Annotated in this window: 23 protein-coding genes; 15 read left to right on the top strand and 8 right to left on the bottom strand. The window is 45.5% G+C overall.

Annotation, left to right across the window (positions count from 1 at the left end):
- Nucleotides 1–56: 56 nt before the first annotated feature.
- Entirely contained in the window at nt 57–1,574 is a 1,518-nt protein-coding gene (locus MKX68_RS11810) for a leucine-rich repeat domain-containing protein (protein ID WP_340911712.1), read from the bottom strand.
- 354 nt (nt 1,575–1,928) lie between these two features.
- Here MKX68_RS11810 and MKX68_RS11815 point away from each other — a divergent pair, with 354 nt between their 5' ends.
- The 7 genes from MKX68_RS11815 to MKX68_RS11845 all read left to right on the top strand — a co-directional run bounded on the left by MKX68_RS11815 (nt 1,929) and on the right by MKX68_RS11845 (nt 8,022).
- The gene (locus MKX68_RS11815; protein ID WP_091035480.1) at nt 1,929–2,819 is read left to right on the top strand and encodes a diacylglycerol/lipid kinase family protein; all 891 of its coding nucleotides are present in this window, start codon (nt 1,929–1,931) and stop codon (nt 2,817–2,819) included.
- 147 nt (nt 2,820–2,966) lie between these two features.
- The gene (locus tag MKX68_RS11820; protein WP_076213731.1) at nt 2,967–3,884 is read left to right on the top strand and encodes an aldo/keto reductase; all 918 of its coding nucleotides are present in this window, start codon (nt 2,967–2,969) and stop codon (nt 3,882–3,884) included.
- 272 nt (nt 3,885–4,156) lie between these two features.
- A complete protein-coding gene (locus MKX68_RS11825) occupies nt 4,157–5,539 on the top strand; it encodes a transcriptional regulator (RefSeq protein ID WP_340911714.1) in 1,383 nt (460 codons plus the stop codon).
- Between the two features lie 257 nt (nt 5,540–5,796).
- Complete coding sequence (locus tag MKX68_RS11830) at nt 5,797–5,967, top strand: aspartyl-phosphate phosphatase Spo0E family protein (protein ID WP_017691550.1); 171 nt, start codon at nt 5,797–5,799, stop codon at nt 5,965–5,967.
- A 107-nt stretch (nt 5,968–6,074) separates the two neighbouring features.
- Nucleotides 6,075–6,455, top strand: a complete 381-nt coding sequence (locus MKX68_RS11835) for a GntR family transcriptional regulator (protein WP_036611682.1) — start codon at nt 6,075–6,077, stop codon at nt 6,453–6,455.
- The gene (locus MKX68_RS11840) at nt 6,452–7,327 is read left to right on the top strand and encodes an ABC transporter ATP-binding protein (protein ID WP_340911717.1); all 876 of its coding nucleotides are present in this window, start codon (nt 6,452–6,454) and stop codon (nt 7,325–7,327) included. Before MKX68_RS11835 ends, MKX68_RS11840 begins: the two co-directional genes overlap by 4 nt.
- Nucleotides 7,324–8,022, top strand: a complete 699-nt coding sequence (locus tag MKX68_RS11845; RefSeq protein ID WP_340911720.1) for a hypothetical protein — start codon at nt 7,324–7,326, stop codon at nt 8,020–8,022. The genes MKX68_RS11840 and MKX68_RS11845 overlap by 4 nt, the downstream gene beginning before the upstream one ends.
- A 163-nt stretch (nt 8,023–8,185) precedes the next feature.
- Here the strand turns inward: MKX68_RS11845 and MKX68_RS11850 are convergent, their stop codons facing one another.
- The 3 genes from MKX68_RS11850 to MKX68_RS11860 form a co-directional block, all read right to left on the bottom strand.
- Nucleotides 8,186–8,704 (bottom strand): hypothetical protein, encoded by a 519-nt coding sequence (locus tag MKX68_RS11850; RefSeq protein WP_340911722.1) that lies wholly within the window; start codon nt 8,702–8,704, stop codon nt 8,186–8,188.
- Between the two features lie 50 nt (nt 8,705–8,754).
- Complete coding sequence (locus MKX68_RS11855; protein ID WP_340911724.1) at nt 8,755–9,528, bottom strand: isocitrate lyase/PEP mutase family protein; 774 nt, start codon at nt 9,526–9,528, stop codon at nt 8,755–8,757.
- A 77-nt stretch (nt 9,529–9,605) separates the two neighbouring features.
- Complete coding sequence (locus MKX68_RS11860) at nt 9,606–10,658, bottom strand: bifunctional transcriptional activator/DNA repair enzyme AdaA (protein WP_340911726.1); 1,053 nt, start codon at nt 10,656–10,658, stop codon at nt 9,606–9,608.
- Between the two features lie 304 nt (nt 10,659–10,962).
- On the opposite strand from MKX68_RS11860, the gene MKX68_RS11865 reads away from it, so the two are divergent.
- Both MKX68_RS11865 and MKX68_RS11870 read left to right on the top strand, forming a co-directional pair.
- Nucleotides 10,963–11,340, top strand: coding sequence for a LysM peptidoglycan-binding domain-containing protein (locus tag MKX68_RS11865; protein WP_338589408.1), 378 nt, complete (start codon nt 10,963–10,965; stop codon nt 11,338–11,340).
- 180 nt (nt 11,341–11,520) lie between these two features.
- The gene (locus MKX68_RS11870) at nt 11,521–12,096 is read left to right on the top strand and encodes a hypothetical protein (RefSeq protein WP_340911728.1); all 576 of its coding nucleotides are present in this window, start codon (nt 11,521–11,523) and stop codon (nt 12,094–12,096) included.
- 107 nt (nt 12,097–12,203) lie between these two features.
- Here MKX68_RS11870 and MKX68_RS11875 read toward each other — a convergent pair whose 3' ends face one another.
- Nucleotides 12,204–13,121 carry a phosphatidate cytidylyltransferase gene (locus MKX68_RS11875; RefSeq protein WP_340911731.1) on the bottom strand — a complete coding sequence of 306 codons (918 nt, stop codon included), beginning with the start codon at nt 13,119–13,121 and terminating at the stop codon, nt 12,204–12,206.
- Between the two features lie 96 nt (nt 13,122–13,217).
- Here MKX68_RS11875 and MKX68_RS11880 point away from each other — a divergent pair, with 96 nt between their 5' ends.
- Nucleotides 13,218–13,772: a hypothetical protein gene (locus tag MKX68_RS11880; protein WP_062836632.1), complete on the top strand. Its 555-nt coding sequence runs from the start codon at nt 13,218–13,220 to the stop codon at nt 13,770–13,772.
- A gap of 90 nt (nt 13,773–13,862) precedes the next feature.
- Here the strand turns inward: MKX68_RS11880 and MKX68_RS11885 are convergent, their stop codons facing one another.
- Entirely contained in the window at nt 13,863–14,330 is a 468-nt protein-coding gene (locus MKX68_RS11885) for a VOC family protein (protein WP_340911735.1), read from the bottom strand.
- Between the two features lie 161 nt (nt 14,331–14,491).
- Between MKX68_RS11885 and MKX68_RS11890 the strand changes: the two genes are divergently transcribed.
- The 3 genes from MKX68_RS11890 (at nt 14,492) to MKX68_RS11900 (ending at nt 17,826) form a co-directional block, all read left to right on the top strand.
- On the top strand, nt 14,492–14,926 hold the full coding sequence (locus MKX68_RS11890; RefSeq protein ID WP_340911737.1) for an Lrp/AsnC family transcriptional regulator: 435 nt from the start codon (nt 14,492–14,494) through the stop codon (nt 14,924–14,926).
- Between the two features lie 415 nt (nt 14,927–15,341).
- Nucleotides 15,342–16,637 (top strand): GntP family permease, encoded by a 1,296-nt coding sequence (locus tag MKX68_RS11895; protein WP_340911739.1) that lies wholly within the window; start codon nt 15,342–15,344, stop codon nt 16,635–16,637.
- A 22-nt stretch (nt 16,638–16,659) separates the two neighbouring features.
- Complete coding sequence (locus tag MKX68_RS11900) at nt 16,660–17,826, top strand: glycerate kinase (protein WP_340911741.1); 1,167 nt, start codon at nt 16,660–16,662, stop codon at nt 17,824–17,826.
- Between the two features lie 134 nt (nt 17,827–17,960).
- Here MKX68_RS11900 and MKX68_RS11905 read toward each other — a convergent pair whose 3' ends face one another.
- Nucleotides 17,961–19,007 carry a CdaR family transcriptional regulator gene (locus MKX68_RS11905; RefSeq protein WP_340911744.1) on the bottom strand — a complete coding sequence of 349 codons (1,047 nt, stop codon included), beginning with the start codon at nt 19,005–19,007 and terminating at the stop codon, nt 17,961–17,963.
- 144 nt (nt 19,008–19,151) lie between these two features.
- Nucleotides 19,152–19,505: a winged helix-turn-helix transcriptional regulator gene (locus MKX68_RS11910; protein WP_133386322.1), complete on the bottom strand. Its 354-nt coding sequence runs from the start codon at nt 19,503–19,505 to the stop codon at nt 19,152–19,154.
- 241 nt (nt 19,506–19,746) lie between these two features.
- Here MKX68_RS11910 and MKX68_RS11915 point away from each other — a divergent pair, with 241 nt between their 5' ends.
- Complete coding sequence (locus MKX68_RS11915) at nt 19,747–20,490, top strand: SDR family oxidoreductase (protein WP_340911748.1); 744 nt, start codon at nt 19,747–19,749, stop codon at nt 20,488–20,490.
- Nucleotides 20,491–20,719: 229 nt separating this feature from the next.
- Entirely contained in the window at nt 20,720–24,751 is a 4,032-nt protein-coding gene (locus MKX68_RS11920) for an S-layer homology domain-containing protein (RefSeq protein WP_340911751.1), read from the top strand.
- Nucleotides 24,752–25,051: the final 300 nt, after the last annotated feature.

The raw sequence follows: 25,051 nt of genomic DNA on the forward strand, positions 1-25,051 counted from the left end.
ACTTTCGCTATGTTTCTCATATTCTCTTATGGCTGAAAATGAACGTGAGACACAACTTAAGGCTGTACACTCTCACCAAGCTGTTTATTTTCAAAAATCAGAATCGTTTTGCTGCTTCCGATGTAACCAACAGAGGTATTGAATTGCTCTGAAATGAAGCGAACTGGAACAAATGCTTTGCCATTTTTCATCAATAGAGGTGCATCATTGATTGCAAGTGCATCGTTCACGACAACTTGTTTGTTGCCTACACTCCAGCGGATGGTCTTGTCATTCTGTGTGATCACGGCTTCGCGTGTACCGTTGTTCCAGTTCACACTGGCGTTTAACTGCTCCGAGACAAAACGCAGAGGCACATAGGTCCGCCCTTCATCGATAAAAGGTGCAGCATCCAGTGCATAAGCGCGATCTCCTACATAGGCAGTGGTAGACCCTTCAATCAGACGCTGGAAGCTGCCCTGCGGCGTTCGTTTCTGCTCCCACACATTCATCCGGTTCAGAAGCTGCATCGTCTGACTGCCACTTGTGACATCTAGATAGTTGTTCTGCACCGTAAGCCCCGCAGGCTCAACCTCTGAGACAGAGGTCTGAATACCAGAGGATAACGAGGTGGACGCTGAGATATCCTGTATGGCATTCGTCGCTGATTGATCACGGGTAAACGTAAAACCTGCGATCGGTGTCAGATCCCACACCCGGTTATTGGATAATTTTAATACGTCCAGGCTGAATAGTTGCCGAAGAGGTTCCAGATCATAGATCTGATTGGATTCTGCATTCAGCTCCTTCAGCCCAGTCAGTCCCTCAAGCCCCTTGAGGTGTTGTACTTGGTTACCGGAGATATCAAGTGTCCGCAGCCGTGTCATGTGCTCCAGTGGTGTCAGATCCGTGATTTGATTGCCTGCCACATTCAGATTCCGTAGTGTATTTGGCAGTTCAGCCAGTACTTCCAGCGACTGAATCTGGTTGTTTGCTACATTGAGTTGTTGAAGCCGGGTTTTATCCATGAGCGGTGTCAGATCGCTAATTGTATTGTTCGAGATCTCAAGCCACTTCAGTGCATCCGCATCCGAGAGGGCCGCAAGACTAGTGATCTGGTTACCGCTGGCGTGGAGCGTATGTAATCGGTTGAACCCACGTACAACCTCTATGGATGAAATGGAATTGTTGCTGATATACAGCCTTCCCAAGTCTTTCAATTCAGCAAGTGCGTCTATGGATGTAATGTAATTGTTGCGAACATCGATCTCGCGAAGCTGGGTTAGGTGCTCCAGCGGTGTGAGATCCTCAATCTCATTCCCATATAATCGGAGGTGAGTCAGGTTGGTTGCATATTCCAGACCGGACAGGCTTTGAATACCTGCATTGCTCAGATCCACCACCTCAAGCTGCTCCAGATCAGATGAAGTCAGTGGAACATCCAGAGGTTTGTTCAGGATTAGCTTCAGTCCGTCCTCAAGTAGGGGATCTTCAATGATTCCCTCGCCCAAGTCTGAAGTCGTGTAAGCCATGGCTTGCCCCGATGCCCCGAGACTCAGGATGAATACTAGAAATAGTAGCGTCATTCTTCTCATTGCATGCATTCCCTCCGATTCCGATGATATTAAAATATAAAATACTCCGAACAGTAGTAATCGTAGGGTTGTTCTGTCAATCGGAGTGCTATGTGTAAATCAATCTGTTTAATTTTTGCAGGTTCGGCTAAAAGCACATCTATAGTTATTAACCCGTCAACAGGGAAAAGGAACAAGAAATTTCGTAATGGGTAATTCTCTACTTCTATTCTATATGAAACAAACCCTGCTCTGCACTCTTCAGAGACATGTTTATCAAAAAAAAATAGAACATCTCCCGCAGACCCTATTCAACCCACCCTTGAAACGGGTAAAGATGAAGTAAAGATGCCATTTGGAGGGGAAGATGTGAGTATGCGCCAAGCCATGATCATTAGTAATCCATCGTCAGGTAAGGAAGAGGCCGAGCAGTATGTGTCCCAAGTCAGAGAAATTCTGGAGTCACAGCAGTACGAGGTAGTTGTTAATGAGACGGCCGGGGAAGGTGATGCCACCAACTACTGTCTGAGCGCCTGCAAAGACGGCTGTGATCTGGTCATCTCCATCGGGGGCGACGGTACACTACATGAGACGATTAACGGCATGATGGATCAGGATCATCGTCCCCGACTGGGCGTGGTACCGCTAGGTACGGTGAATGATTTTGCGCGTGCGCTGAATATCTCGCTTGACCCGGAGGAGGCCATTAGGCAGTTACGTTCGAATCAGACCCATATCGTGGATCTGGGGAAAATCAATGATCGCCTGTTTGCCAACGTTGTGGCTGCAGGTTCTTTGGCAGAAGCTCTGTTCTCCGTATCCTCGGAAGAGAAGTCGAAGTTGGGATCATTCGCATATCTCAAAGAAGGCTTGAAAGACCTGGTGAATACACCAGCCAATCATCTAACCATCGAATATGACGGACAGATCTGGGAAGGAGAATCTCCCCTTTTTCTGGCGGCGCTGACCAATTCGGTTGGAGGATTCCAGAAGTTGTCCCCGGATGCTGAGGTGGATGATGGTCTGATACATTGTTTTGTTGTTCGTAACATCAGTGTGTTCAACAGCCTCACACTAGGTACTTCCCTGTTTTTTGGCAATCTGAAGGACCATAAGGATGTGGACTATTTTACAGCCAAAGAAGTTCATGTTCGCTCAGAAGAAGCCATTCGCACCAATGTAGATGGGGAAGAAGGTCCTGCCCTGCCGATTCACCTCACTGTCCTGCCAAGGCATATTGAGGTTATCATACCGGAAGAAGTATAACTTATTCTTTGGGATCTATAGGCTGGAATGAAGAACCTATCATTTCTCCATATGAATATAGGATAAATCTATTGAAACCGATTGCAGATATATGTCACAATCAAAGGTAAGATACACGATAATATTCGAATATGGAGGGAAAACATCTTGAGAACCATTAAATTGGGCAGCAGTGCACTAGAAGTACCTGTAGTGGCTGTGGGCTGCATGCGGATTAATTCACTAGACGGTAAGGAAGCCGAACATTTTGTTCGTTCTGCAATGGAGGTTGGGGCAAATTTCTTTGACCATGCCGACATTTATGGTACAGGAACATGTGAGGAGATCTTCGCCGAAGCGGTACAGATGAATCCCCAAGTTCGTGAAAATATGATTCTTCAATCCAAATGCGGGATTCGCAAAGGCATGTTTGATTTCTCCAAAGAGCACATCCTGAATTCAGTCGATGGCATCCTGCAACGTCTGAAAACGGAATATCTTGACGTTCTGTTGCTGCACCGTCCAGATGCTTTGGTTGAGCCGGAGGAAGTGGCTGAAGCCTTTGATCAACTGGAGCGCGAAGGTAAAGTGCGTCACTTCGGGGTATCCAACCAGAATCCGAACCAGATCGAATTGTTGAAAAAATACGTGAAACAGCCACTGGTAGCCAACCAGTTGCAGATGAGTATTACCAATACGACGATGATTGACAGTGGCATCAACGTGAACATGGAGAACGATGCCGCGGTTAACCGTGACGGTAGCATTCTTGATTACTGTCGTCTTCATGATATCACCATTCAGCCGTGGTCCCCGTTCCAGTACGGATTCTTCGAAGGTGTATTCTTGGGTAGCGACAAGTTCCCGGAATTGAATGCAAAGATTGACGAGATTGCTGCGAAGTATGACGTGAGCAATACAACGATTGCAATCGCATGGTTGCTTCGTCACCCTGCGCAGATGCAACCTGTGACAGGCACGATGAATATTGAACGTCTGCAAGACTGTGTAAAAGCAGGAGATGTTCATCTCACACGTCCAGAGTGGTATGAAATTTACCGTGCGGCAGGCAATATACTGCCTTAAATTCAAGTTATAGTGAGCATGATGACTGCTGAGTCAGTTGAGAACACGAGCCCGTAGATGGCTCGTGTTTTTTGTCTATTTTGAGGTTTGATGTCAGGCACGTTTCCGATATAAAATAAGGATAGGATTGTCTGTTTTATAAAAGGATTAAAATGGTTTTAATACAAATTAGTTGAAATTATTATATTGACCGATACTTTCTAATTACATATAATTACTTTTGCATACCGATAATCCTGTTTATGTTTTTTATTTTGGAGGGTGGTGTTCGTTTGGAGTCGACAACCACGATACGCGATCACTTGGAAAGTTATCTGAAGCGTGAACAGATGTCCATTAGTCATTTTTCGGAAACGTCAGGGATTAATTCGGGTACGCTCAGCAATATTTTGAATAAAAATCGACCTATTGCCATGCAGCAGTTGGATCGCATTACTTCCGCCATGAAACTTGAAGAAGGTTACTTCTATGAGTTATACATAGATGAGTGTTTTGTACACGCGACCCCGGACTGGCGAAGACTGGGACCCTTCCTTCATCGCTGTGCCGAGTTGGACAAGTTGGACTGTATTGAAGAGGTTATTCGTCTGATGATGGATAATCTATCCTATATTCCTTTGTTATTTGATGTGGCTGAAGAATTCTTCCAAGCGGGTAAATTCAAACCAGCCATTCTTCTATATGAAAATATCGCTGAAAGCGAGAAAATGCAACATTCCGAGCGGCTTGCACTCTGTCAGTATCGACTGTTCCGGTTGGGACTGACTAATGATCAGCACCGGAATCTGATTATTGCATCTCGGTTCGAATATTATGTGGATCGGCTAGATGAACGCTACCAGTTGGATGCGCTTAACGAACTGATTAATGCTTTTGGAGCATTGCATAGATGGGACAAGGTTCAGGAGTTATCTGAAAAATTGAAAATAAAAGCGTCCATCCATTATGAGATGAATGGCCGACGGAAACAAGAAGAGACCAAAAGACCAATTGTTTTCTATATTCTATACTCCGATCTAGCTGCAGGAAGTGCCTGTTATCATTTGAAGGACTACACCGGAGCACTAAAATATGTTTCTTTATATTCGGATAATCGCTGGGTGAGGAACCCGGATAAAGATGAAATCGTAGTTATGAATCAGTTTCAAGAATGGGCTGAAGCTAATCGATATATATATCATTTAATGGGTGGACAGTTTGAGGTATTACCAGATTACCTGGCGTATATCTCGACGAAGGAAAATGAGATATTCCCAGCGCTGTGTGATATTGTAACAGCGGCTAATCGTTATGATAAGGATATTGATCATGTTCTCAAACAGTATGAATCGTACTTCACTTATCAGGAACAGAGTAACCGAATTGGCAAAGTGAGCAGACAGGTTACGGATGATCGATATTTACGACTTTTAGCAGATTTGGGTGCATATTATTTAAAGAAAGACGAATATCATTTAGGTATAGAATTTGTGCTAGATAGTTTAAAATTTTCTATTGAAATTAGCAGTGGACGAGGTATGCTTAGAGGTGTCGGACTGTTTGAGCAATACCGGGAATTTGCATCTGAGACGGCGAAACAGCAATACAAAATGATAATTAGTGAGGTGCAGAAACTCAATGAAGAGAAAGTTGGCTTTGCTGATAGCTACCTGTAGTATCGTTGTATTCATCGTAGCTCCTGCTACGGAACCTGTCCCAGGCAAGGAAAGCCCGAATCCCGAAAGCCCGAACCCCGAAATTATGAGACCCGCTGATCATGGATTTGGAACTTAATAAAAGTAAAGAACGCTTCTGAATTCATTTCAGAAGCGTTCTTTTTTTGTGTATCAAAGTGGAAGAATAAGTATGTCGTATCTCACATGCGCTTATGATTGGCATAATACACTAAAATATGACAAAAAGGAGGGATACTATGGATCGCCTGGATTTGATATCACGGATCGAAGATGCCAGACAGTTGTTATATCGCATGCATATGGAATACGGCAGTCTGCTTCATCCGGAAGTGATCCAGCAATCCGTAGTCCTGGACGGGCTTATTAATCAATACAACAGAGCCAAGGTAGGGAAGGCAATGAATTAAGTTCGCCTATTTACATTTGCGTTTTTGTATACTATAGTTAGTTACATGAGTAACTAACCGACTAACCGACTAACTGACTAATGAATACGTATGAAAGTTGGAAGCACATGAAATCGACTTTGGATGAATCTCAGCCTATTTTTCATCAGATTGCCACAATGATTATGGACGATATTGTGGAGGGCAGATTGAAGGTGGAAGAACAGGTTCCCTCAACCAATGAACTGTCACGCTTCTACAATATCAATCCGGCTACAGCCCGCAAAGGACTGCAGGAACTCGTGGACAAGGGGATTATATACAAACAGCGAGGTGTTGGAATGTTTGTTGCAAAGGGAGCAAGAGAAGCATTGCTCGTTGAACGGAAGCAAGATTTTTATGAAGAATACATCAAGCCTTTACTTGAAGAAGCCAGACGGATTCACATGAATGAGGACATGATCATTGATCTGATTCGCGGCAAGAAGGATAAGGAGAGTGAGTTATGATTCATATGGAGCAGGTCAACTATAGCTATCAGAAGACGCCCGTTCTGAATCAGGTTACGCTACATGAGAGTGAGCCAATCATTAGTGCAATCTGGGGAAGAAATGGAGCGGGTAAAACAACCATGATGAGTTTACTGGCAGGTCATAACCGCCCCGACAGTGGAGCCGTTCAGATCATGGGTCAAGACCCCTATAATAATCTGACTGCCCAAGAGCATCTGTGCTACATCCAGGAGAATCATCCCCTGGGGAAAAACTGGACGGTTAGTGACATGGTTCAAATGGGGCAATATTTTCATCCGCATTGGAATCAGGATTTGGCAGAACGTTTAATCGATGTGTTCGAACTACCGGAGAAGAAGAAGATCATTAAATTTTCGAAAGGCATGAAGACTGCCACCCAGATTATATTGGGTCTTGCCAGTAATGCAAAGATAACCATTCTGGATGAACCCACCAATGGGCTCGATGCTGAGAAGCGTAAATTCTTCTACAATGCGTTACTGGAAAGTTATGAAGATAACCCTCGTCTGATTCTGATATCCAGCCACCATATTGAGGAGATTCAGCCCTTATGTGAGTCCCTTATCGTTTTGCAAGCCGGAGAGATTTTGTTAAATCAACCAATGGAAGAGATACGCGAAAAAGGAGTTCTTCTAACAGGGGGAATTGACGATATCAACCGAGTTACAGCAGGTGTTAAAGTTATAGAGTCTTCCCAGATGGGATCGACTGTAAAAGTGATGATTGATGAGCCCTACTCGAAAATGTGGAAGGATATCGCTCATTCGCAGGGTCTTTCCATTGAGAAAGCGACATTACAAGATTATTTGGTTAACAGGACCCGTAATCAAGAGGGGGTTAAACCATGAACGCAGTAAAAGGTACGAACCGACTGATTCGCGATGATATGCGTTTGTATCTGGGCATATTTTCATCCATCGCTCTAATGCTCGCCGTTGTATATTTGGCCATTGGCTTCATATTTGATGTCTCGTATGCTACGCAACTGTTTGGTCCCATGTACGGAGGGATATGTACGTTTGCAATCGGGGGAATTATTACACTGTTTCCGGTTGCGATTGGAATGGGCAGTACACGAATTCAATTCATGAAATCCTTCTATATGAATTCGGTATGGATGGTTGCGGGCACCATGATCATTCTGCATGTGGCTTACTTCCTCATACACCTGCTTCAGGAAAAAGGAATTGTTGACGTAACCCTTTATCAACCGGGCATGTTTTATTCAAGCAAATATCATTTCTTATCTTACCTGTGGATCGATCTGATGTGTGGCTTTCTCGTACTGGGAATCTCTGTCTTCCCAACGGTTTGTTGGATGCGATTGGGGATGCGTAACTTCTTCATAATGTTCTTTGGGGTAGGCTTGGTCATTACGCTGATCATTACATTGGGCGATCTTGGTGAGTTTACGTTGTGGATTGCTAGGATCAATCGCATGACATTGTTCACCGTTCTGGGATGTATTGGTGGTGCGCTATTTCTGTCTACGTACCCGATGATGAAGAATGCGCCGCTTACCATGAAATCCAAAAAAGACTGACAGGAAACAGTTATAAAGGAACTGGGCAAGGAATCTAAGGGAAACTTCCTGTAACCAGAAAAACACGAGTGCGAACACGCCTCGTGTTTTTTGTATCATCCTAAATCTCTGAATATACCTATTCGGCAATCTTTGTGCGCAATTCAAAATGAAGGTGTATCCCTTAAGCCTGAGCCTGCGGTTTGAATCCTTCGTCTTTGAGGTACTCGCCGGCTTCGCTACGCGTTTCAAAAGCCATATCCAGATTAACACCGGAATACACATACCACATGTCATCTTCGTATTTTAAAGTCAGCGTATGTCCATCTTCATCGACCCATGTTCCGCCACCCGTAGAGGTTGTAGACAAGGCAGGAGCAACAGCTTTTACTTGTTCTGGCTCTTCGAATTCAACTGCGTTGGGATTGTGAGACATCGCTTGGATCGTTTCATCTAACAAGGTGCGCAGATCTGCTTCGGAGTAATCACGAATATTGACGAATCCTTTAGCATCGGTCTCATAGTTGGGCAGTAACCCTGCATAGATATAACCGTTACCGTTAGGGTGAATATGGAGAGCAACAATTTTTTTATCATACGCACTATCCTCGTAGTGGAAATTAACACGACCGAGAGAAACATCTTTGCGTTGCAGTTGGGTATACGATTGTAGCACTTCAAGCTTTTGTTCCACGTTAAGCATAATTGCCTCCTGTAAATGTTCAATAGAGGTGATTATAACATGCCCTCCAGTTAATTTCCCGATAAAATACTTCTCCCCAGTTCTTTCAGATGTTCCATAGCTTGCAGATAAGGATATGGTCCATAGCTTACGCGAGCTACACCGAGTGCAGCAAGTTGTTTTGGTGAAGGTTCAGGAGACGTAACCATGACGTTAATTGGCAGCGGTGAACGCTCACACAATTCCTGAATCAGTTGGTGATCCTGCAAACCGGGTACAAACAGACCACTGGCTCCTGCATCTGCATAATGGCTCGCACGTATAAGTACTTCCTCCAGGAGGGAGTGGTTATGGTGTTCAGGTGCATGTTGCAGAAAAATATCTGTGCGGGCGTTAATGAACAACAGTATGCCTGCCTGCTCCGCAGCTTCCCGGGCGGCGGACAGTCTCGGGCATTGCTCCTCCACAGAGTACAATCCCAAGCCAGTGGGAAGTTGATCTTCCATGTTGATTCCTACAGCACCATGATCGATGACTTGCAGGATATTTTGCTTCACTTCTGACACAGACCTCCCATACCCTCCCTCTATATCGATCGTTACAGGTAGATCCACGCTCGCTGTAATCCGTGCCAGATTGGCAAGTACCAGATGGAATGGCATGGCTTCCCCATCTTGCTCACCATGGGCCGCAGCAACGGACCAGCTTCCGGTTGCGATGGCCGTTGCTCCAGCGGATTGAATGGCTTGCGCACTTCCGGCATCCCACACATTGACCAGAACAAGTGGTTTTCCTTTCACATGGTATTGTTGGAACAACGTTGCTTTTTCTTCTAAGGTACTCATATTATGTTGACTCTCCTTTGTTATATCATGCATTCCTTTGGACATTTGATGCGTACTTCATTACTTCATTCTGTTTTTCAGCTACCCTGTTTTTGTTTCTCGTGAGTCAAAAGCCAGTTTTTGCGAGTTAATCCCCCGCCGTATCCACCCAGTTCCCCACTGGCATTAATTACACGGTGACATGGAATCACAATCGCAAGCTGATTGGCCCCATTTGCCTGTGCCACAGCTCGGGAAGCAGTCGGTTTTCCCAGTGCATTTGCAATCTCTTGATATGACCTAGTTTCACCAGCCGGAATGGCCAGCAACTCGTCCCACACACGCTTTTGGAATGGTGTTCCTAAACAGAACAACGGTGTGTCGAATGCTGTCCGAATACCTTGAAAGTACTCGTTTAGTTCACGCTCAATGGACTGGATGGGAGCTGTAGTACCGGGTACAATCGCTGATTTGGTTCGTTTGCGCAGACGCTCAACTTCGCGCTCCAGACCTCTGCGGTCCACAAATTCCAGTAAATATAGCGACTCCTCATCTGCAATGGCCATCATCGGGCCAAGGCGGGTGTCAATCCAGGACGCTTTTAGGATATGTCCTTCATCGACTTGTGTAGGGGCGGCACCCATGATCCGTGAAAAGGCATCGCGGAAGCCGCTGCTTGACTCATATCCGGTAGATAATTGGCTATCAATCACGGTGCGGCCGGAGCGAATATGTTTCAGGGCAAGTCCCATGCGGCGAGCGCGAGCATATTCGACAAAGGTCATGCCGAACCGCTTCTTGAACTGTCGGCGCGCCGTGGATTCATCGATGGAGAGTTCCTTGAAATCCTGTCCTTTCCAGCGTTTCTCCGGATTGTTCTCCACAGCTTCCACCAATATGCGAACGACATCGGATACTTGGTTGGGGTGAGAAAGCGGGCGACAGCGCTGGCAAGGGCGATAAGAGGCCAGAAGTGCCTGCTGAGCCGTCTCATAGAATTCGCAGTTTTCGAATTTTGGCTTTCGCGCAGGGCATGTGGGGCGACAGAACACACCCGTGGTTCGGACTCCAACATAGAATAAACCCTCGTATTCCGAATCCTTGGCCACAAGCGCCTCGTAATATTGTTCCTTCAGATCAGCAGAAATCATGGGGCACGTCCTTACTCAGTAGAATCTTTATCTATAGCCTATTATAGAAAAACGTTGCAGCAAGCATCGCCGAAAATCAGGCATGAATATTGGATAGATTAAATTGGCTATCACATCGAAATTCGGTTGTTCAGAATTTGTTTAGAGTGAACTGGTAGTATAGACCTATCAGTGTAGGGTTACTTAGGCAAGGATACCTATATAGTGAAAAATATAATTATTGATCATTCATTGTTATAGGAAAAATACATAGGTAAACATGAAATTAAAGATTAGCGGAACGAAAGTTTGGAGGTCGACTAGAATGAAATATTCCACGTACAAAAGTATTTATGAATCCGCTTATACCAAAACGTCCGAGTCTCGCACAATGTATGTTAAAGATCAATTCATGCAGCGTGTGAAGACGCCAACCTGGCTAGTGAAGATCGTCACCATAACTCTAATTATAATCATAGGGTGTAGTGCTGTATTCACTGCATTTGCCGGGGATGAGCAATTGTTGTCGGGGGACCAGATCGTTGTATCTCAGGGAGATACACTGTGGGGCATTTCATTGGCACATAAACCTCAGCAGATGGACACTCGTGTGTATGTAGAAGCAATCAAGAAAGTGAACAAAATCGAGCATAACGCCATTCAGATTGGACAAGTGTTGGTCTTGCCTGGGTTTGATCGATAAAATAAACGGTGCATGACGTCATGAACAGAGTTCTTTTTTTATTCATCGAGGTGCAGTTACATACTGAATTTATTAATCATTTACATATAATGGAGCTTCATGTGGGACGATATGGTGTAGTGATTAGTAAGTGGTGTGTTGGATATACGTGCTGAAGATGAATGAAGGGAGAAGTAGATGATGAAAATAAATATAAAGAAATCTGCACTTTGCATGTCTGTGCTCTGTATTTCGCTATTAGTTAGTGCCTGTGGCGCCAAGAATAATAATGAATCGGTTCAGGAGCACGCCTATCCGCAATCGAAGCAACCTGTAGAGGAAGCCGGAGAAAACTCTGTTCCGAATGCGGATGCGAAGAATAACAATGACAAAGGCAGTGCCAGTGGTGATGAGGGCAAGCCTACGGCTCAATCGGAATCCACTGAACCGTCTGAGCAGATTGAGATCGTCATTGACCAGTCGGAGAAACCGAGCGAGGGTAACAGCTTTGATTTTGGAATTAAACAGGTTCCGAAGGGGTATACACTAACGGAGATGCGATGGACGTCTAACACGGTGACGATTGTGAATTCGCTACAGGAAGCCATTGAACATGGTGGAAATGGAGAAGATGGCTTTTACTTTAGCGGCAATGGACAGTTCTCAGGCTTTATCTATTCGGATGAGATGAAGGGCGAGCGGGGCAAAGCGACATTTGTCTTCACCAATGATAAGGGGAACGAAATCATGTCCGAGAAAGAAATTACGTTGAAGTAGCAGGCATATCATGAAGGCTCCGTCAGGAGTCTGTTGAACAGAAAAAGCAGCCACTGGGGCTGCTTTTTTTGACATACATAATTATAAGATCGCCGATCTATCTGTTGCTACATAAAGTCAAAGAAATAACGGACCACGTGGAACATAACCGGAGAGGTATAGGTCAGGCTGTCGACCCGGCTCAGGTAGCTTTTTTTGAGCGAATCGAACTTGTTGTCATCTCCAATTAACAGATCGCGCTTCAGTACAGACACCGTCAGACTGCCGAAGAATCCGGCCAGACTGATCAACACCCCGATGAACAGCGAGAATTTCCAATCAAATGGCGTCAGGTAGGGATGAATGAAATAAGAAGTTGCTGTCGTTACAATGAACGCACACGCGAACCCTTCCCAAGTGACAAATGGATTGGCGGTAGGCACCACTTTTCGTTTGCCCAGATAGAGAGAGACCAGATAATGCACCACATCATTAAGCTGTGTTAACACGACGAGAAACAGTACCAGCTTAGAGCCGTATTCCGGTGTGGCAAATGGGAAATAGGCCAGGTGGCTCAGCCCAAACACCATCAGCATTAGTCCCCATTGTGTGGAGCTGACACTGCGCAGGAACCCGACCGTACCTTTATTAATCAGGCGTGGCAAGGGCAGCACCAGGAATACATATAGGGGAATAAACACGATAAACATGCCATACCATCCAATGTAGATCCAGTAGAACTGAACCGGAATCGCCAGATACGCCCACAGGAACAGCCTGCGGTCGGCTTTACGTGTGCTGCGAATCATGGAGAAGTATTCTTTGAGTGAGAAGAATGCAAGCACCATAAGGGAGATGAGGGACACGATGGGGTTAAAAAGGGTGGCGAGGCAGAAGATCACAAACATACCCCACCAGGTTTTGATTTTTTGGCCGATGCCTGAATAGTCTTTGTTTGGCTGAAGCTTTGCAATGATTTTGTACACGATATGTATCACAAGTAAAGCTGTGAAGATTAACGTTAGTGTAAAGAGTGAACTGCTCACGTACCGATCACCTGCTTATTCAAAGTAAGATTCCATTATAGGGTACCTATGTTATTATGAAGGAATAGTGCCAACTTGATAAGGGGAAATTTTGCTATGACAGATGAACGCTCCATCTATATCTTGCTTACGAATACAGGAACGTTGTTTACCAAGGTTATTCAGAGCTATACCCGAGCGCCATATAATCACGCATCGATCTCATTTGACCGGGAGTTAACCGAGCTGTACAGCTTCGGCCGCAAGCATCCGAGCAATCCGCTGAATGGCGGGTTTGTGAAGGAAGATATTCAGACAGGTACATACAGCAAGTATCCTAATACGACATGTGTCATATACGAGCTTCAGGTGACGGATCGTGAAGTGGAAAAGATGAAACGCGTGCTGCACATCTTCATCCGCAGCCGCCAGAAATATATGTACAATCTGCTTGGCGTGATCGGCATTACGCTCAAGGAACCGGTGGAGTTCAGCAACTCCTACTTCTGCTCCCAATTTGTAGCCGAGATTCTGCAGCGTTCAGGCATCAAGTTGTGGAACAAGCTGCCTGCGCTGGTGACACCGGATGATTTTCGCCAGAGTGAACGATTGCAATTGGTCTATGAAGGGAAGCTAAGCGAGTATACGCTGGGGAATGCAGAGCAAGAGTAGGGTAGGTGCGTGTGCTGATGCTTGCCAAGGAATCGAACCATGAAATAGCCTGCTGCCACGAATGACGAGGCAACAGGCTGTTTGTGTACTTCATATGGATAATGGTGGGGATGAGGAACGGTCGAAATTAACCTCTTCGAGGAATTCGATCACTTCACCATTCGGACTGTGGACGAGCGCATTTCTAACCCGAAGTGCAGGTTCGCCAAGCGATATCCAATCCGGTTCAACATAGGCTTTGGCTCCGTGGGCGAGCGCTTGCTGATAGATGTCTTCTACATCACGCACGTAAAAGGCGAAATGTAATAGTGCGCCGTGCCGGACCGCTTCAGGCGAGGTGGCAGGTTCACCCTCGGCGGGAATGACGGCTTTTGGGTCAAATACCTCAATGCAGGTGCGCTGATCCGGAGAGATCAGCATACATGCCTCGGTAATGTGGAAGGAAGGCAAACTCCAGGAGTGACCGACCTTGAATCCCAATGCTTTTGTATAAAACGCCAGAGTATCTTCGTAATTACGAGCCTGAATGGCTACATGTGCAAGTCCAATAACACTCACAGTTCATCGCTCCTTTTTCAGATTGTATTCTAAATTATAGGGTTGATATCGCATTGGAACCATACAATATCAAAGGATATAATGAGATGAAATCTAACTATTTTTAGCTAATTTATTAGAAAAACCTTATTAAATTAGGCGACGACTCGGAGGTCTTACAAATGGAACACATAATAGATGAGATCGATCAGCAGATCATGCGCTTGTTGCAACATCATGCACGTATCCCCGTTGCACAGATAAGCAAAGAAATTAACATGTCCCAACCTTCGGTTAAGGAAAGAATTCTGAAACTGGAGGAAAGAGGTGTGATAACGGGATATTCAACCATCTATAATCTGGCCCGGTTAAACCGTGGAACCACGACGTTTATTTTGCTCAAAACAGAGCATTGCGACGAGTTGGTCCAGTTCTGTGAACAGGCCATCGAAGTCACGGATGTCTATCGGATTAGCGGTGAATATAACTATCTGATCAAGGCACAGACGGCGTCCATTGAAGAACTTGCCGAGTTCCAGGATTCACTGGTGAAGCTGGGACCCTCCAAATCCCATATCAGCATGAAAAATATTATGGAAAACCGTGTTCTCCTCTAGGTTGTATCTTCAAGGTCAGGCAAGCTATACAAGTGTGGATGTTAGTATCCCAAAAGTCTTGAACCCAAGCCGAGCTGATCCCGCGAATGAGTGAACGATTTTCTAAGGAACACAGGACGTCTTATTTGGCCTCTTGGCCCTCTTTTGAAAATGTAAGGAACATTAGACACGTTATTTCCCGCAATCCCTTGATAAAAACGCTGCAAACGGCTATTTATTCAGGTATAACGTGTCTCAGATTCTTTAGCGCTTGGGTTTCCGGGTTTTAAAATGTGCTCTAGGGTGTTAATGAGAACAATCGGTCCTTCGTGTTGTGCAAATGCACAATGAATTCCGTCCTTTCATCAATATTTATTTTTGCCTCCAGCAACTATAATGAAAGCGTGTTCAACGAGTGCATGGGGGGAAATTGACAATGGAACCATTAACAATTAGCTGGATCGGCGCGCTGGCAGGACTGGCTATTGCCATCATTTTGATTTTGAGAAAGCTGAATCCGGTCTATTCTTTATTTCTGGGCGCAATTGTAGGCGCTTTAATTGGCGGCGCTAACCTGGAAGAGACCGTAAATATACTGGTGGATGGCACACAAAGTGTCATGGGAACCGTACTTCGTGTGCTGGCTGCCGGGGTGCTTGCGGGTGTGATGATGGAATCGGGAGCAGCAGAGACGATAGCGCAGGCGATTGTACGGAAATTTGGCGGAAGTAAAGCCATTCTGGCGCTAGCACTGGCCACGATGATCATCACCGCCGTTGGGGTGTTTATCCCCGTAGCTGTACTGATCGTTGCACCGATTGCATTGTCTGTAGGTAATAAAATGGGCATATCCAAATTGGCATTGCTGCTGGCCTTATCCGGTGGAGGCAAGGCGGGAAACATTATCTCCCCGAATCCCAATACCATTGCAGCAGCGCGAGGGTTCGATCTGGATCTGAGCAATGTCATGCTGGCAGGCGTAATTCCAGCGATCTGCGGCTTGATTGTAACTGTAATTGTAGCTTCAATGCTTAAGAACAAAGGGGTTATGGTTTCTGATCAGGAAGCAGATCAGGGTGATGTAGATACATCTCAATACCCGCCACTTGGCAAAGCCATTGTTGCCCCGTTGGTTGCGATCATTTTGTTGATGATCAATCCAATTGGCTCTATTGCGGGCATTGAAGCATTGTCTACTTTTAAAGTGGATGCGATGTACATCCTGCCGATTGCAGGCATCATCGGTATGTTGGCGATGGGACAAGGTAGAAACATCGTAAAATACTCCACCGCAGGATTAAACAAAATGACCGCAACTGTGCTCATTCTGGTAGGTGCAGGCGGAATAGCAGGGCTCATCTCTGCTTCAGATCTGTCAGGACAGGTGGTGGGTCTGATTGAAGCGTCCGGAATATCCGGTACCTTCCTCGCACCAATCGCGGGTATTTTGATGGCGGCAGCAACGGCTTCAACGTCAACGGGGGTTATTCTGGCAACGGGCTCCTTCGGTGATGCCATCCTGAACATGGGAACAGCGCCGCTCGCAGCTGCCGTTATGGTGCACACTGGGGCTACCGTTATTGATTCACTGCCACAGGGCAATTACTTCCACGTGTCGGCTGATAGCATGAAGATGACGATTCGTCAGCGGATGGGCGTGATTCCATATGAGGCAATTGTGGGTGGCACGATGGCTATCGTAGCGACGTTACTGTACGGATTTATCCTTTAATCTAACGGATGGAGTGAGAGAGATGAGAGAAACTGTAGGGACTAGAGAGAAGACATTTGTTCTGGCACCGGATTCGTTTAAAGAAAGCATGACAGCGAAAGAAGTATGTATCGCGATGGAAAAAGGTTTGCGTAAAATATATCCAACGGCAGGTTATATTCATGTACCCATGGCGGATGGTGGGGAAGGCACGGTACAGTCCCTTGTGGATGCTTCGGGCGGTTCCCTTCACCAGCAAGAGGTGAGCGGACCATTAGGTCAGACAGTGACTGCCCAGTATGGCATTTTGGGTGACGGAACAACGGCGGCCATCGAGATGGCATCGGCCAGTGGCATACATCTGGTAACCAAAGAAACCCGAGATCCGCTACGGACGACAACCTATGGAACAGGAGAGTTGATTCGAGCGTGTCTGGACCTTGGCATACGCAAAATCATCATCGGCATTGGTGGCAGTGCGACTAATGATGGTGGTGCCGGCATGGCTGAAGCACTTGGTGTGAAATTTCTGGATGCACAGGGTCAGCCGCTTGCGCGGGGTGGTGGGGCTTTGGATCAACTGGCCCAGATTGATGTGTCGGGTCTGGATGAGCGTTTGCAGGAAGTGGAGTTCATTGTGGCCTGTGATGTGACCAATCCGCTCTGTGGGGAGCATGGTGCATCAAGGGTGTTTGGTCCACAAAAAGGGGCTACCCCAGAGATAGTTGAGCAGCTGGATGCGAACCTGTCCCATTATGCAGGTGTCGTAAAGCAGCAGCTGCACAAAGACATCCGTGATATACCCGGTGCCGGAGCGGCAGGCGGATTGGGCGCGGGACTCTTGATTTTTACACAAGCTGCACTACGTAAAGGTATTGAAATTGTCATTGAATATACTGAGTTGCGTGAGAAGTTGATTGCTGCGGATGTGGTATTTACGGGTGAAGGCGGTATCGACTTCCAAACGAAATTTGGCAAGACCCCCTATGGCGTTGCTCGGGCAGCCAAGGAAGCGGGTAAACCTGTGGTTGCCCTTGCAGGTTGCGTGGGCGAAGGGATCGAGACCCTTTACGCGGAAGGCATTGATGCCATATTTGGTATTGTTCCCGGGGCAGCAGATCTGGAGCGACTATTGCGGGAAGGCCCTGAGAATGTGGAGCGTACAACCGAGAATATTGCCAGGGTGTTGAAACTGGGTCTACTATCTTAGATCAGTGACGATCGGGATCGTACGGGGAGTTACGTGATCGTATTGGAATTCGATTGAAAAAGACGGGATGCGGATATGCCTGAAATCAGGTGATCTGTGTCTCGTCTTTTGCTATTCTCGAAGCTGTTCTGACGCTATTGGTAGAACGCGAGTAGTCCATGTGTAAGTTCAATGAGTTCCAGCAAATTACGGGGATCTTTGCCCGTAAGGGTCTGTATGCGTTTGAGCCGATATTGAAGGGTATTGCGGTGAATATTGAGATGGTCTGCTGTCGTGGTCATACTGCCGTTATGTTGGATAAAACTGCGGAGTGTATCCAGCAGGTCAGCTGTATCCTCAAGTTTGCTGATGATATTGGCATGAGGTGTTAGATCAGCCGCGCTGAATCGTACCAGAAAGGGTACATCCTCATACCGAATGATCGGCGAGTCTGGTTGAAGTGCCACCATAATGTTCATCAGGGACCGGGCCTGTTCGTAACTGGTGGCGATATTCGCTTCTTTTTGGCTGACGGCGATGAATGCTGTGGGTGTGATCTGTCTCAAACGCTGGATTATCCGATCAACGTCTGCTTCATTCTGGATCAGAATAATCTGATCATCACCATCACCTTCAATAGAGAATGAAGGGACTTGGAGCAATATGCGGTTAACCTCCATCTCAGCGGCCAAGGAGTTTTTAGGAAGACGGACATATAGAAGAATGGTTGGCAATTGCAGATCAATACGGTATTGCAGGGCTTCCTTTTTGACCTTTTGTGAGTATGAACCCGGCTGATTGAGCAGTCGTTCGATAAAGGCTTTTTTACGTGAAGCTTCATGAGCCATACTTTCCATTTGATTACGCTGTTCGATCAAGAGAGATACGGTAGTACGCACGATGTTGCAGAAAGGCCGAACTTCATCCGGATGACCGGATATGCCAATGACTCCGACATGCTGCTGATTGATTAGAATCGGTTCGTTGGTGCCCATCTTCTCAAGTATACCATCCTGCCAAACCTCGATCATGCTTCCTGTCGTTAATGCGCGGACAGCGCCCTGATGAACTTTGCCCACACGTTCCTTCTGACCACTTCCAATAATAATGCCATGTTCATTCATGATGTTGATGTTGTATGGAATGTCCTGCATCATTTTATCTACGATATCCTGTGCCTGTTTTTCCGAAAGCTGCAACAACGAAGCTCCTCCCCTTCCATCTCATCGTGCTAAATGCGCATCTTCTCTGATGATGATTCCGCCCGATACCATATTGTGCATCTGAACGAAATTATAGAGGAATGGTAAGGCTTACACAAGCACGACAGTTCGAATTGAAGGTGTTCATGTATCCATAGTGGTACCTTGTGTACTGTTCAAATAGTTCAGATGTGCTTTGCCCCAACCACACATGCCGTCCAATAACGCACCAATGGTCTGACCGTGTTCGGACAGGCTGTATTCCACCTTCGGTGGAACATCCCCATAGAGCGTACGCACAATAATTCGATCCTGCTCCAGCTCGCGTAGTTGTTTCGTTAACGTGCCTTGGGCTACATCAGGAATCATGCGTCGTAGTTCACCAAATCGTTTCGTACCTTCCTTTAATAAAATAAACAAGATAAGGGGTTTCCACTTCCCATTAATGGTCTCCAGCGTTGTTAATACTCCCTGTAACCTGGGTTCTTGTAAATCCATAGTAATCACCTCGTTTTATACGACAATATGTATCTCTATCATATCGGATTTTCACGATCTCTGCTTGATTGACTCTGTGAAAAGAGGGGGGGGAACCGTCGTAATCCCGTCCCAATAGTACGAATATTCATACTAGGTACGATGTAAATGCGTACTATTCAACGTTCTTCATTTCATGAATAATGAACACAACGTGAGCGCACATGCACTTATATAACCGGAGATGAGAGGATGATCATAGATGAATCAGTATACATTGGCGAATAAACGGGTCGTTATTATCGGGGGAAGCTCGGGCATCGGACTGGCTACGGCAATTCAGGCAGCTGCCGCAGGTGCGCATGTGATAATTGCGGGAAGATCGGCGTCCAGACTGGAGGAAGCAAAGGAAGAGATTACGAAGGCTGTGGGCAAAGGGGTGGCTGGAGAAACGGTGGTGGAAGTTCATGTATTGGACAATCAGGATGAGCAACAGCTCGAAGCATTTTTTGCCCGAATCGGCAGGTTCGATCATCTCTTCACGCCAGGAGCAGCCTACACTAGAGGTCCACTGACTTCGGATCGGGAAACGGCAGAGAGTTGTTTTAAAGGAAAATTCTGGCCTCAATACTTTGCGGCTAAATACGCTGCACCGTCTCTTTCGACTTCCGGCTCGATCACGTTAATGTCTGGTGGATTCAGCCAGCGACCACTGGATGGGGGTGCTTCCTACGCTGCATGTAACGGCGCAATTGAGAGTCTGGGTAAGGCACTTGCAGTGGAATTGGCACCGGTTCGTGTGAATGTTGTATCCCCTGGAACCATCTGGCGGGAGGGTCAAGAAGGGACGCCGCGTGGTGATCATTTTAAAGATTACGAGAAGCTGTCTCTGCTCAAGCGGGTTGGCTACAATGAAGAAATTGCACATACAGTTACGTATCTGATGACCAATACGTTTACGACCGGCAGCACATTGTATGTGGATGGCGGGTACACCTTGATTTAAGAGTCGGAGTTATATAGGTCCAAAAGAATACTTTTTTAAAAATAAAATAATGAAATATGACGAAAAAAGTTGAGATCTATCCTGTTTTTGTACTACAGGGTGGATCTTTTTCCATTTATTTTCACTTTTTGTTTAGATTCTGTTTATTGCATTGCAATACAATAGGCCTTACGTATCAGAGGGATTGAATTTATATGTAAAAAAACATGAGACAGGGAGGATCAAGTACATGAACTACAGAAAGCTGATAAGCTGTCTTTTAATTGCGGTTCTGTTATTACAGGTGGTTAGCGTTGGTGGGGTTGCAAGTGCTGACCCGGTTACTCCGTTGGACCAACTTAACTACATCAGAAGTTCAGATGATGATATCGATGTAGCTATTTCAGATGTTCAAAGCTTGTTGGAGAGCGGCAGTTTAATAGATATGACCGATATCTCCACCACTTATGACCTGCTGAATGATGAACAGAAGAAAGAATTGGCACGAGGAATGATTTTTTTGCTGCCACGGGAAATGGATTATGAGAGTCAAAGCCAAGTTGAGTATGTCTTCTCAGTGTTATATAACTTGTCAAAAATCCCTAAGTTTATGAATGAAGATAATGCTCAGGACCTTTTGGATGAGATCTATGGTCTGTTTAGTCAGGCAGAAGACTTTCTACCTTTCGACGAAGCGCAGTACATGGTAGAGGCCAGTGTTGGCTACAGCATATTGAGTGGTGCTGATAAGCCAATGTTTAAGAATATTGCTATGTTTGGAGCTTCCATGAACAGATCACAAGTTTCGGTATCTTATGTTTCACAGCTTACTTTGATGAAAACATTAATCGAGGAATATCGACCAATTAATACTGCTAATGATGTACCAGGCATGGACGAAGCGCTCAATTCCATGATGGTTCATAATCGAATGACCAGAATGATGAGTACCGAAGACTCCAGTATAGTCCCTTTTCCAGTTCAGATGGAGAAGATGGAAGATATTGAAGACGATAATCAAAAGAGAGAAGAACTTGCACAGTGGATGGTGGATCATAAGCCGCAAAATGGTTATGAAACAATATCCGAAGTTCAAACTGCGTTTGATGCTTTTTTCGAACCCAATAGTTCAGCCTTGTTGGAGCAATTCAACGATATCAAAAAAAGAAAGGATCAGGGGGAGAATACAGATTTCACTCCTGAACTAATCGAGTTACTGAGTAACAAAAATTTCATAGCTGATCCCGATTTCAAATCTTTGTCTAACGAGGATCAGGAGGCCATCATAAAGCATTTATTACGCATAGATCCACCGACTAGTGAAGGGTATGAGAATAAGGAACAGGTACAATATATGGTGCAATTGGCTCTTCAAGCACTTGAACTTCCTCGCAAAATCGAGGGATCAGCCCCAAGAGAAATACTTGATGAGTTTTATGAGAAACTAGCTGAGCGGATAGAGCATTTTGATTATCCTGGTGCCGAAGATAGATACTATAAACGTATAAACCTGTATCTCCAATCAGATACGATTGATAGAAGTATGACGGTCTTTTTATTTGAAAATAAACTCAGAGGGAACCTGGAAATAAGAAAAATTCTTTCTTATATGGAGACGGCAGTGGATGACACACCGTTTATAAATAGGGCTGAAACGACAGAAAGTATGTTGGAATCGCTGTTCAAAATGTATGACATTCAATCGGATATCGAGTCGTACAACTCTGATAACCCGGAAACGCCACTCGGAAGCTTTCCTTTGAATGTAGGTAAAGTGCATGATCTGACACCCGAAGAACGAGAACAATTGGCAGACCATATGCTTAGTGAGAGACCACTTGGTGGATATGCAAGTTTCGAAGCAATTCAGACTGCATTTAATAAATTTTTCCCAGATGACAACGAAGCTGACCCATTGACTGTCTTAAATACTGCAAAAACTAATGGTGACAGAGCGGCTATGCGTGTAGCTATGGAGAATCCAGATTTGGGTATTACTCTTCCTGATGGCTACGGTGCTCTAACCCCGCAGGTCAAAAATTTCATTGCAGGGTTCCTGATTCAATATGTAAGTAAAGAGTTCAAAAATAAAGAACAGGTTCAATACATGATTGAACTTGGTGTCCTCGCACAATCGGTTTGGGAGCAAAAAGAACTTATTACTCTTAAAAACAAGCTGGATGCACTTGCCCAGAAGTTAGCGAATTTGCCAGTGTCCTTTAATGATCAACAAAGCGAAGAATATCGTAGTATTGGTCAAGAATACTTGAAACGTACCAACGAAGTAGACAAAAGTGTGTTTGCCTACAGATACTTGTATTCGGTGGCCTTCGAGAAGTTAGAGGGGACTTTCCAAGGAGATATTGTTGAACCTATGGTAGTGCTAGGGCTTTTGACTACGCCATACCAGTCTATCAATAAGGCTACCAAGGTTGATCGAATGAATCAATGGCTTGATTCAGCTATGAATGATTACATTACAGGTGAAGCATTCTTCAACAAATACAAGTTTGATCGTACAGGCGCCCTTGATTTATCCAAAAGAGCAGAGTTGAGTCCTGAAGACCAAAAGGAGTTGGCGGAATGGTTGCTCACTGAGCAAGAGAGCTATGAGGATGTTAGTAATCTACAATATGTATTTAACCGATTCTTTACGGCTCCTGATGTGAAGGGGAATGACATCAATAACACCCTGACAGGTCTGGACGACACGATGGAGATCTCCTTTGATAATAAGTTGCACTGGATTGATATTGCTTCCATTAATAAGCTCGACCTTAGTGGAAACAAAACAGTATGGGTTCGTTACAAAGCAATCAGCGATGAACTGCCAGGCCGCGCCGTGAAGTTTGTCTTCACACAGAACGGTGATAGCGGCACAGATAATGGTAATACTCCAACACCTAACCCGGGTGGAAACACAGGTGGCGGATCATCTACGACTTCACCTGTAACATCTACACCTGCACCAACTACGAAGCAAGAACAGATCGTGGTTGACGTTAATGGAACGAACGGCACGAACCTGACCAAGACACCAATCACACGTACAACCGAAACCAACGGCACCATTAAAGATTTGGTGGAATTGACCGAAGCGATTGCCAAGGAATCGGTGGAAAAAGCGAAGCAATTGAACATGAACACTGCACGCATTGTTATTCCAGACACCAAAGATTCCGTGTCAGAGACACGTATTGAACTGCCTAAGGCAGCCGTGAAAGAACTGAGTGATGGTTCGCTGAAACTCGAAATTTCCACTGAAAATGCAGTGATTTCCGTTCCGACGAATTCCATCGCCGGATTCGATCAAGATCTGTACTTCCGCGTAGTTCCACTGAAAAAAGAATCGGAGCGCAAAGAAGTCGAAGAGCGTGCGAAGAAAGAGCAGTTGATTCAACAGGTTGCTCCGGATGCGAATGTACGCGTACTGGCTCGTCCGGTAGAGATCGAGACAAATATGCAGAGCCGCGAAGTGACGTTGACATTGCCACTGCGTGATAGTCTGCCGACCGATCCGGTTGCTCGTCAGCAGGCTTTGGATAACCTGGCGATCTACATCGAGCACAGTGACGGCACAAAAGAATTGATTCAAGGCAAACTGGTGCAACTCGCGGATAACAGCGAAGGCATTGAGTTTACCGTAACCAAATTCAGTACATTCACCCTCGTTGTGGTGGACGGGCTGAAAGTTTCACAAAGTAAACATCAGCCGTACATCCAAGGTTTCGGTGCAGATTTCCGTCCGGATGCATTCGTAACACGTGCACAGATGGCAGCCATGCTGGCTCGCAATCTTTCAACTGAAGCGGCAGCAGGCTCCACTAATAACGTGAGCTACAAGGATGTATCTGCGACACACTGGGCAACAAGTGAAATTCAAAAAGCGCAATCCGCAGGTATCATGAACGGCATGAGCAACACCCAATTTGCACCGGAAGGTTCGATCACCCGTGCACAGATGGCCACCATTGCGTATCGCTGGATGCAGCAACAAGCGAGCGCAGCAACCGTGAATGGCACAGCAGTTTCCTTCACAGATGTACCCGCAGACCTGTGGGCAGCAGATGCGATTGCATACGTGCAATCCGCTGGCCTGATGGTCGGATACAACGACGGTACATTCAAACCGAACAGCAAGCTGACGCGTGCGGAAGCGGTGAAAGTGTTGAACGTATTGTTCAACCGCACACCACTCACTGCCGCAGTTACGCCAACGTTTAGTGATGTACCAGTAACACACTGGGCATATGCAGATATCGAAGCTGCTGCGCAGAAGTAATATTAGTGCAGGATTGAGGAGCTTAGCTTTTAGCTTGGTTTCGAATAGCTGATAAGATAGACAAAGAAGACCACCCCAATAGGTGGTCTTTCTTTGTTCTAATGAAATTCGAAGAACGGATATTTCTAAGATGTGTTTCTGTGATCTATTTGTTCAATTCATTAGGCTAGTTTATTGAATCTAATCTTACGTGATGCATTTTTGTAGGTCTTAGATATTATATATTTCACTTTAAATGTTGAATAATGACGAAAAAAATGTTTTTTAACGCGAATTATGTATATAAAAATGGATTTAAAA

Source organism: Paenibacillus sp. FSL M8-0212 (genome assembly GCF_038004645.1).
GTDB lineage: Bacteria > Bacillota > Bacilli > Paenibacillales > Paenibacillaceae > Paenibacillus.

Excerpts from the sequence above, each read along its gene's own strand:
- MKX68_RS11840 (WP_340911717.1), top strand. The coding sequence starts at position 6,452 with ATGATTCATATGGAGCAGGTCAACTATAGCTATCAGAAGACGCCCGTT.
- MKX68_RS11900 (WP_340911741.1), top strand. The coding sequence starts at position 16,660 with ATGAGAGAAACTGTAGGGACTAGAGAGAAGACATTTGTTCTGGCACCG.
- MKX68_RS11855 (WP_340911724.1), bottom strand. The coding sequence starts at position 9,528 with ATGAGTACCTTAGAAGAAAAAGCAACGTTGTTCCAACAATACCATGTG.
- MKX68_RS11880 (WP_062836632.1), top strand. The coding sequence starts at position 13,218 with ATGACAGATGAACGCTCCATCTATATCTTGCTTACGAATACAGGAACG.
- MKX68_RS11850 (WP_340911722.1), bottom strand. The coding sequence starts at position 8,704 with ATGCTTAACGTGGAACAAAAGCTTGAAGTGCTACAATCGTATACCCAA.
- MKX68_RS11860 (WP_340911726.1), bottom strand. The coding sequence starts at position 10,658 with ATGATTTCTGCTGATCTGAAGGAACAATATTACGAGGCGCTTGTGGCC.
- MKX68_RS11895 (WP_340911739.1), top strand. The coding sequence starts at position 15,342 with ATGGAACCATTAACAATTAGCTGGATCGGCGCGCTGGCAGGACTGGCT.
- MKX68_RS11890 (WP_340911737.1), top strand. The coding sequence starts at position 14,492 with ATGGAACACATAATAGATGAGATCGATCAGCAGATCATGCGCTTGTTG.
- MKX68_RS11915 (WP_340911748.1), top strand. The coding sequence starts at position 19,747 with ATGAATCAGTATACATTGGCGAATAAACGGGTCGTTATTATCGGGGGA.
- MKX68_RS11815 (WP_091035480.1), top strand. The coding sequence starts at position 1,929 with ATGCGCCAAGCCATGATCATTAGTAATCCATCGTCAGGTAAGGAAGAG.
- MKX68_RS11835 (WP_036611682.1), top strand. The coding sequence starts at position 6,075 with ATGAAATCGACTTTGGATGAATCTCAGCCTATTTTTCATCAGATTGCC.
- MKX68_RS11920 (WP_340911751.1), top strand. The coding sequence starts at position 20,720 with ATGAACTACAGAAAGCTGATAAGCTGTCTTTTAATTGCGGTTCTGTTA.
- MKX68_RS11910 (WP_133386322.1), bottom strand. The coding sequence starts at position 19,505 with ATGGATTTACAAGAACCCAGGTTACAGGGAGTATTAACAACGCTGGAG.
- MKX68_RS11865 (WP_338589408.1), top strand. The coding sequence starts at position 10,963 with ATGAAATATTCCACGTACAAAAGTATTTATGAATCCGCTTATACCAAA.
- MKX68_RS11845 (WP_340911720.1), top strand. The coding sequence starts at position 7,324 with ATGAACGCAGTAAAAGGTACGAACCGACTGATTCGCGATGATATGCGT.
- MKX68_RS11870 (WP_340911728.1), top strand. The coding sequence starts at position 11,521 with ATGAAAATAAATATAAAGAAATCTGCACTTTGCATGTCTGTGCTCTGT.
- MKX68_RS11810 (WP_340911712.1), bottom strand. The coding sequence starts at position 1,574 with ATGAGAAGAATGACGCTACTATTTCTAGTATTCATCCTGAGTCTCGGG.
- MKX68_RS11830 (WP_017691550.1), top strand. The coding sequence starts at position 5,797 with ATGGATCGCCTGGATTTGATATCACGGATCGAAGATGCCAGACAGTTG.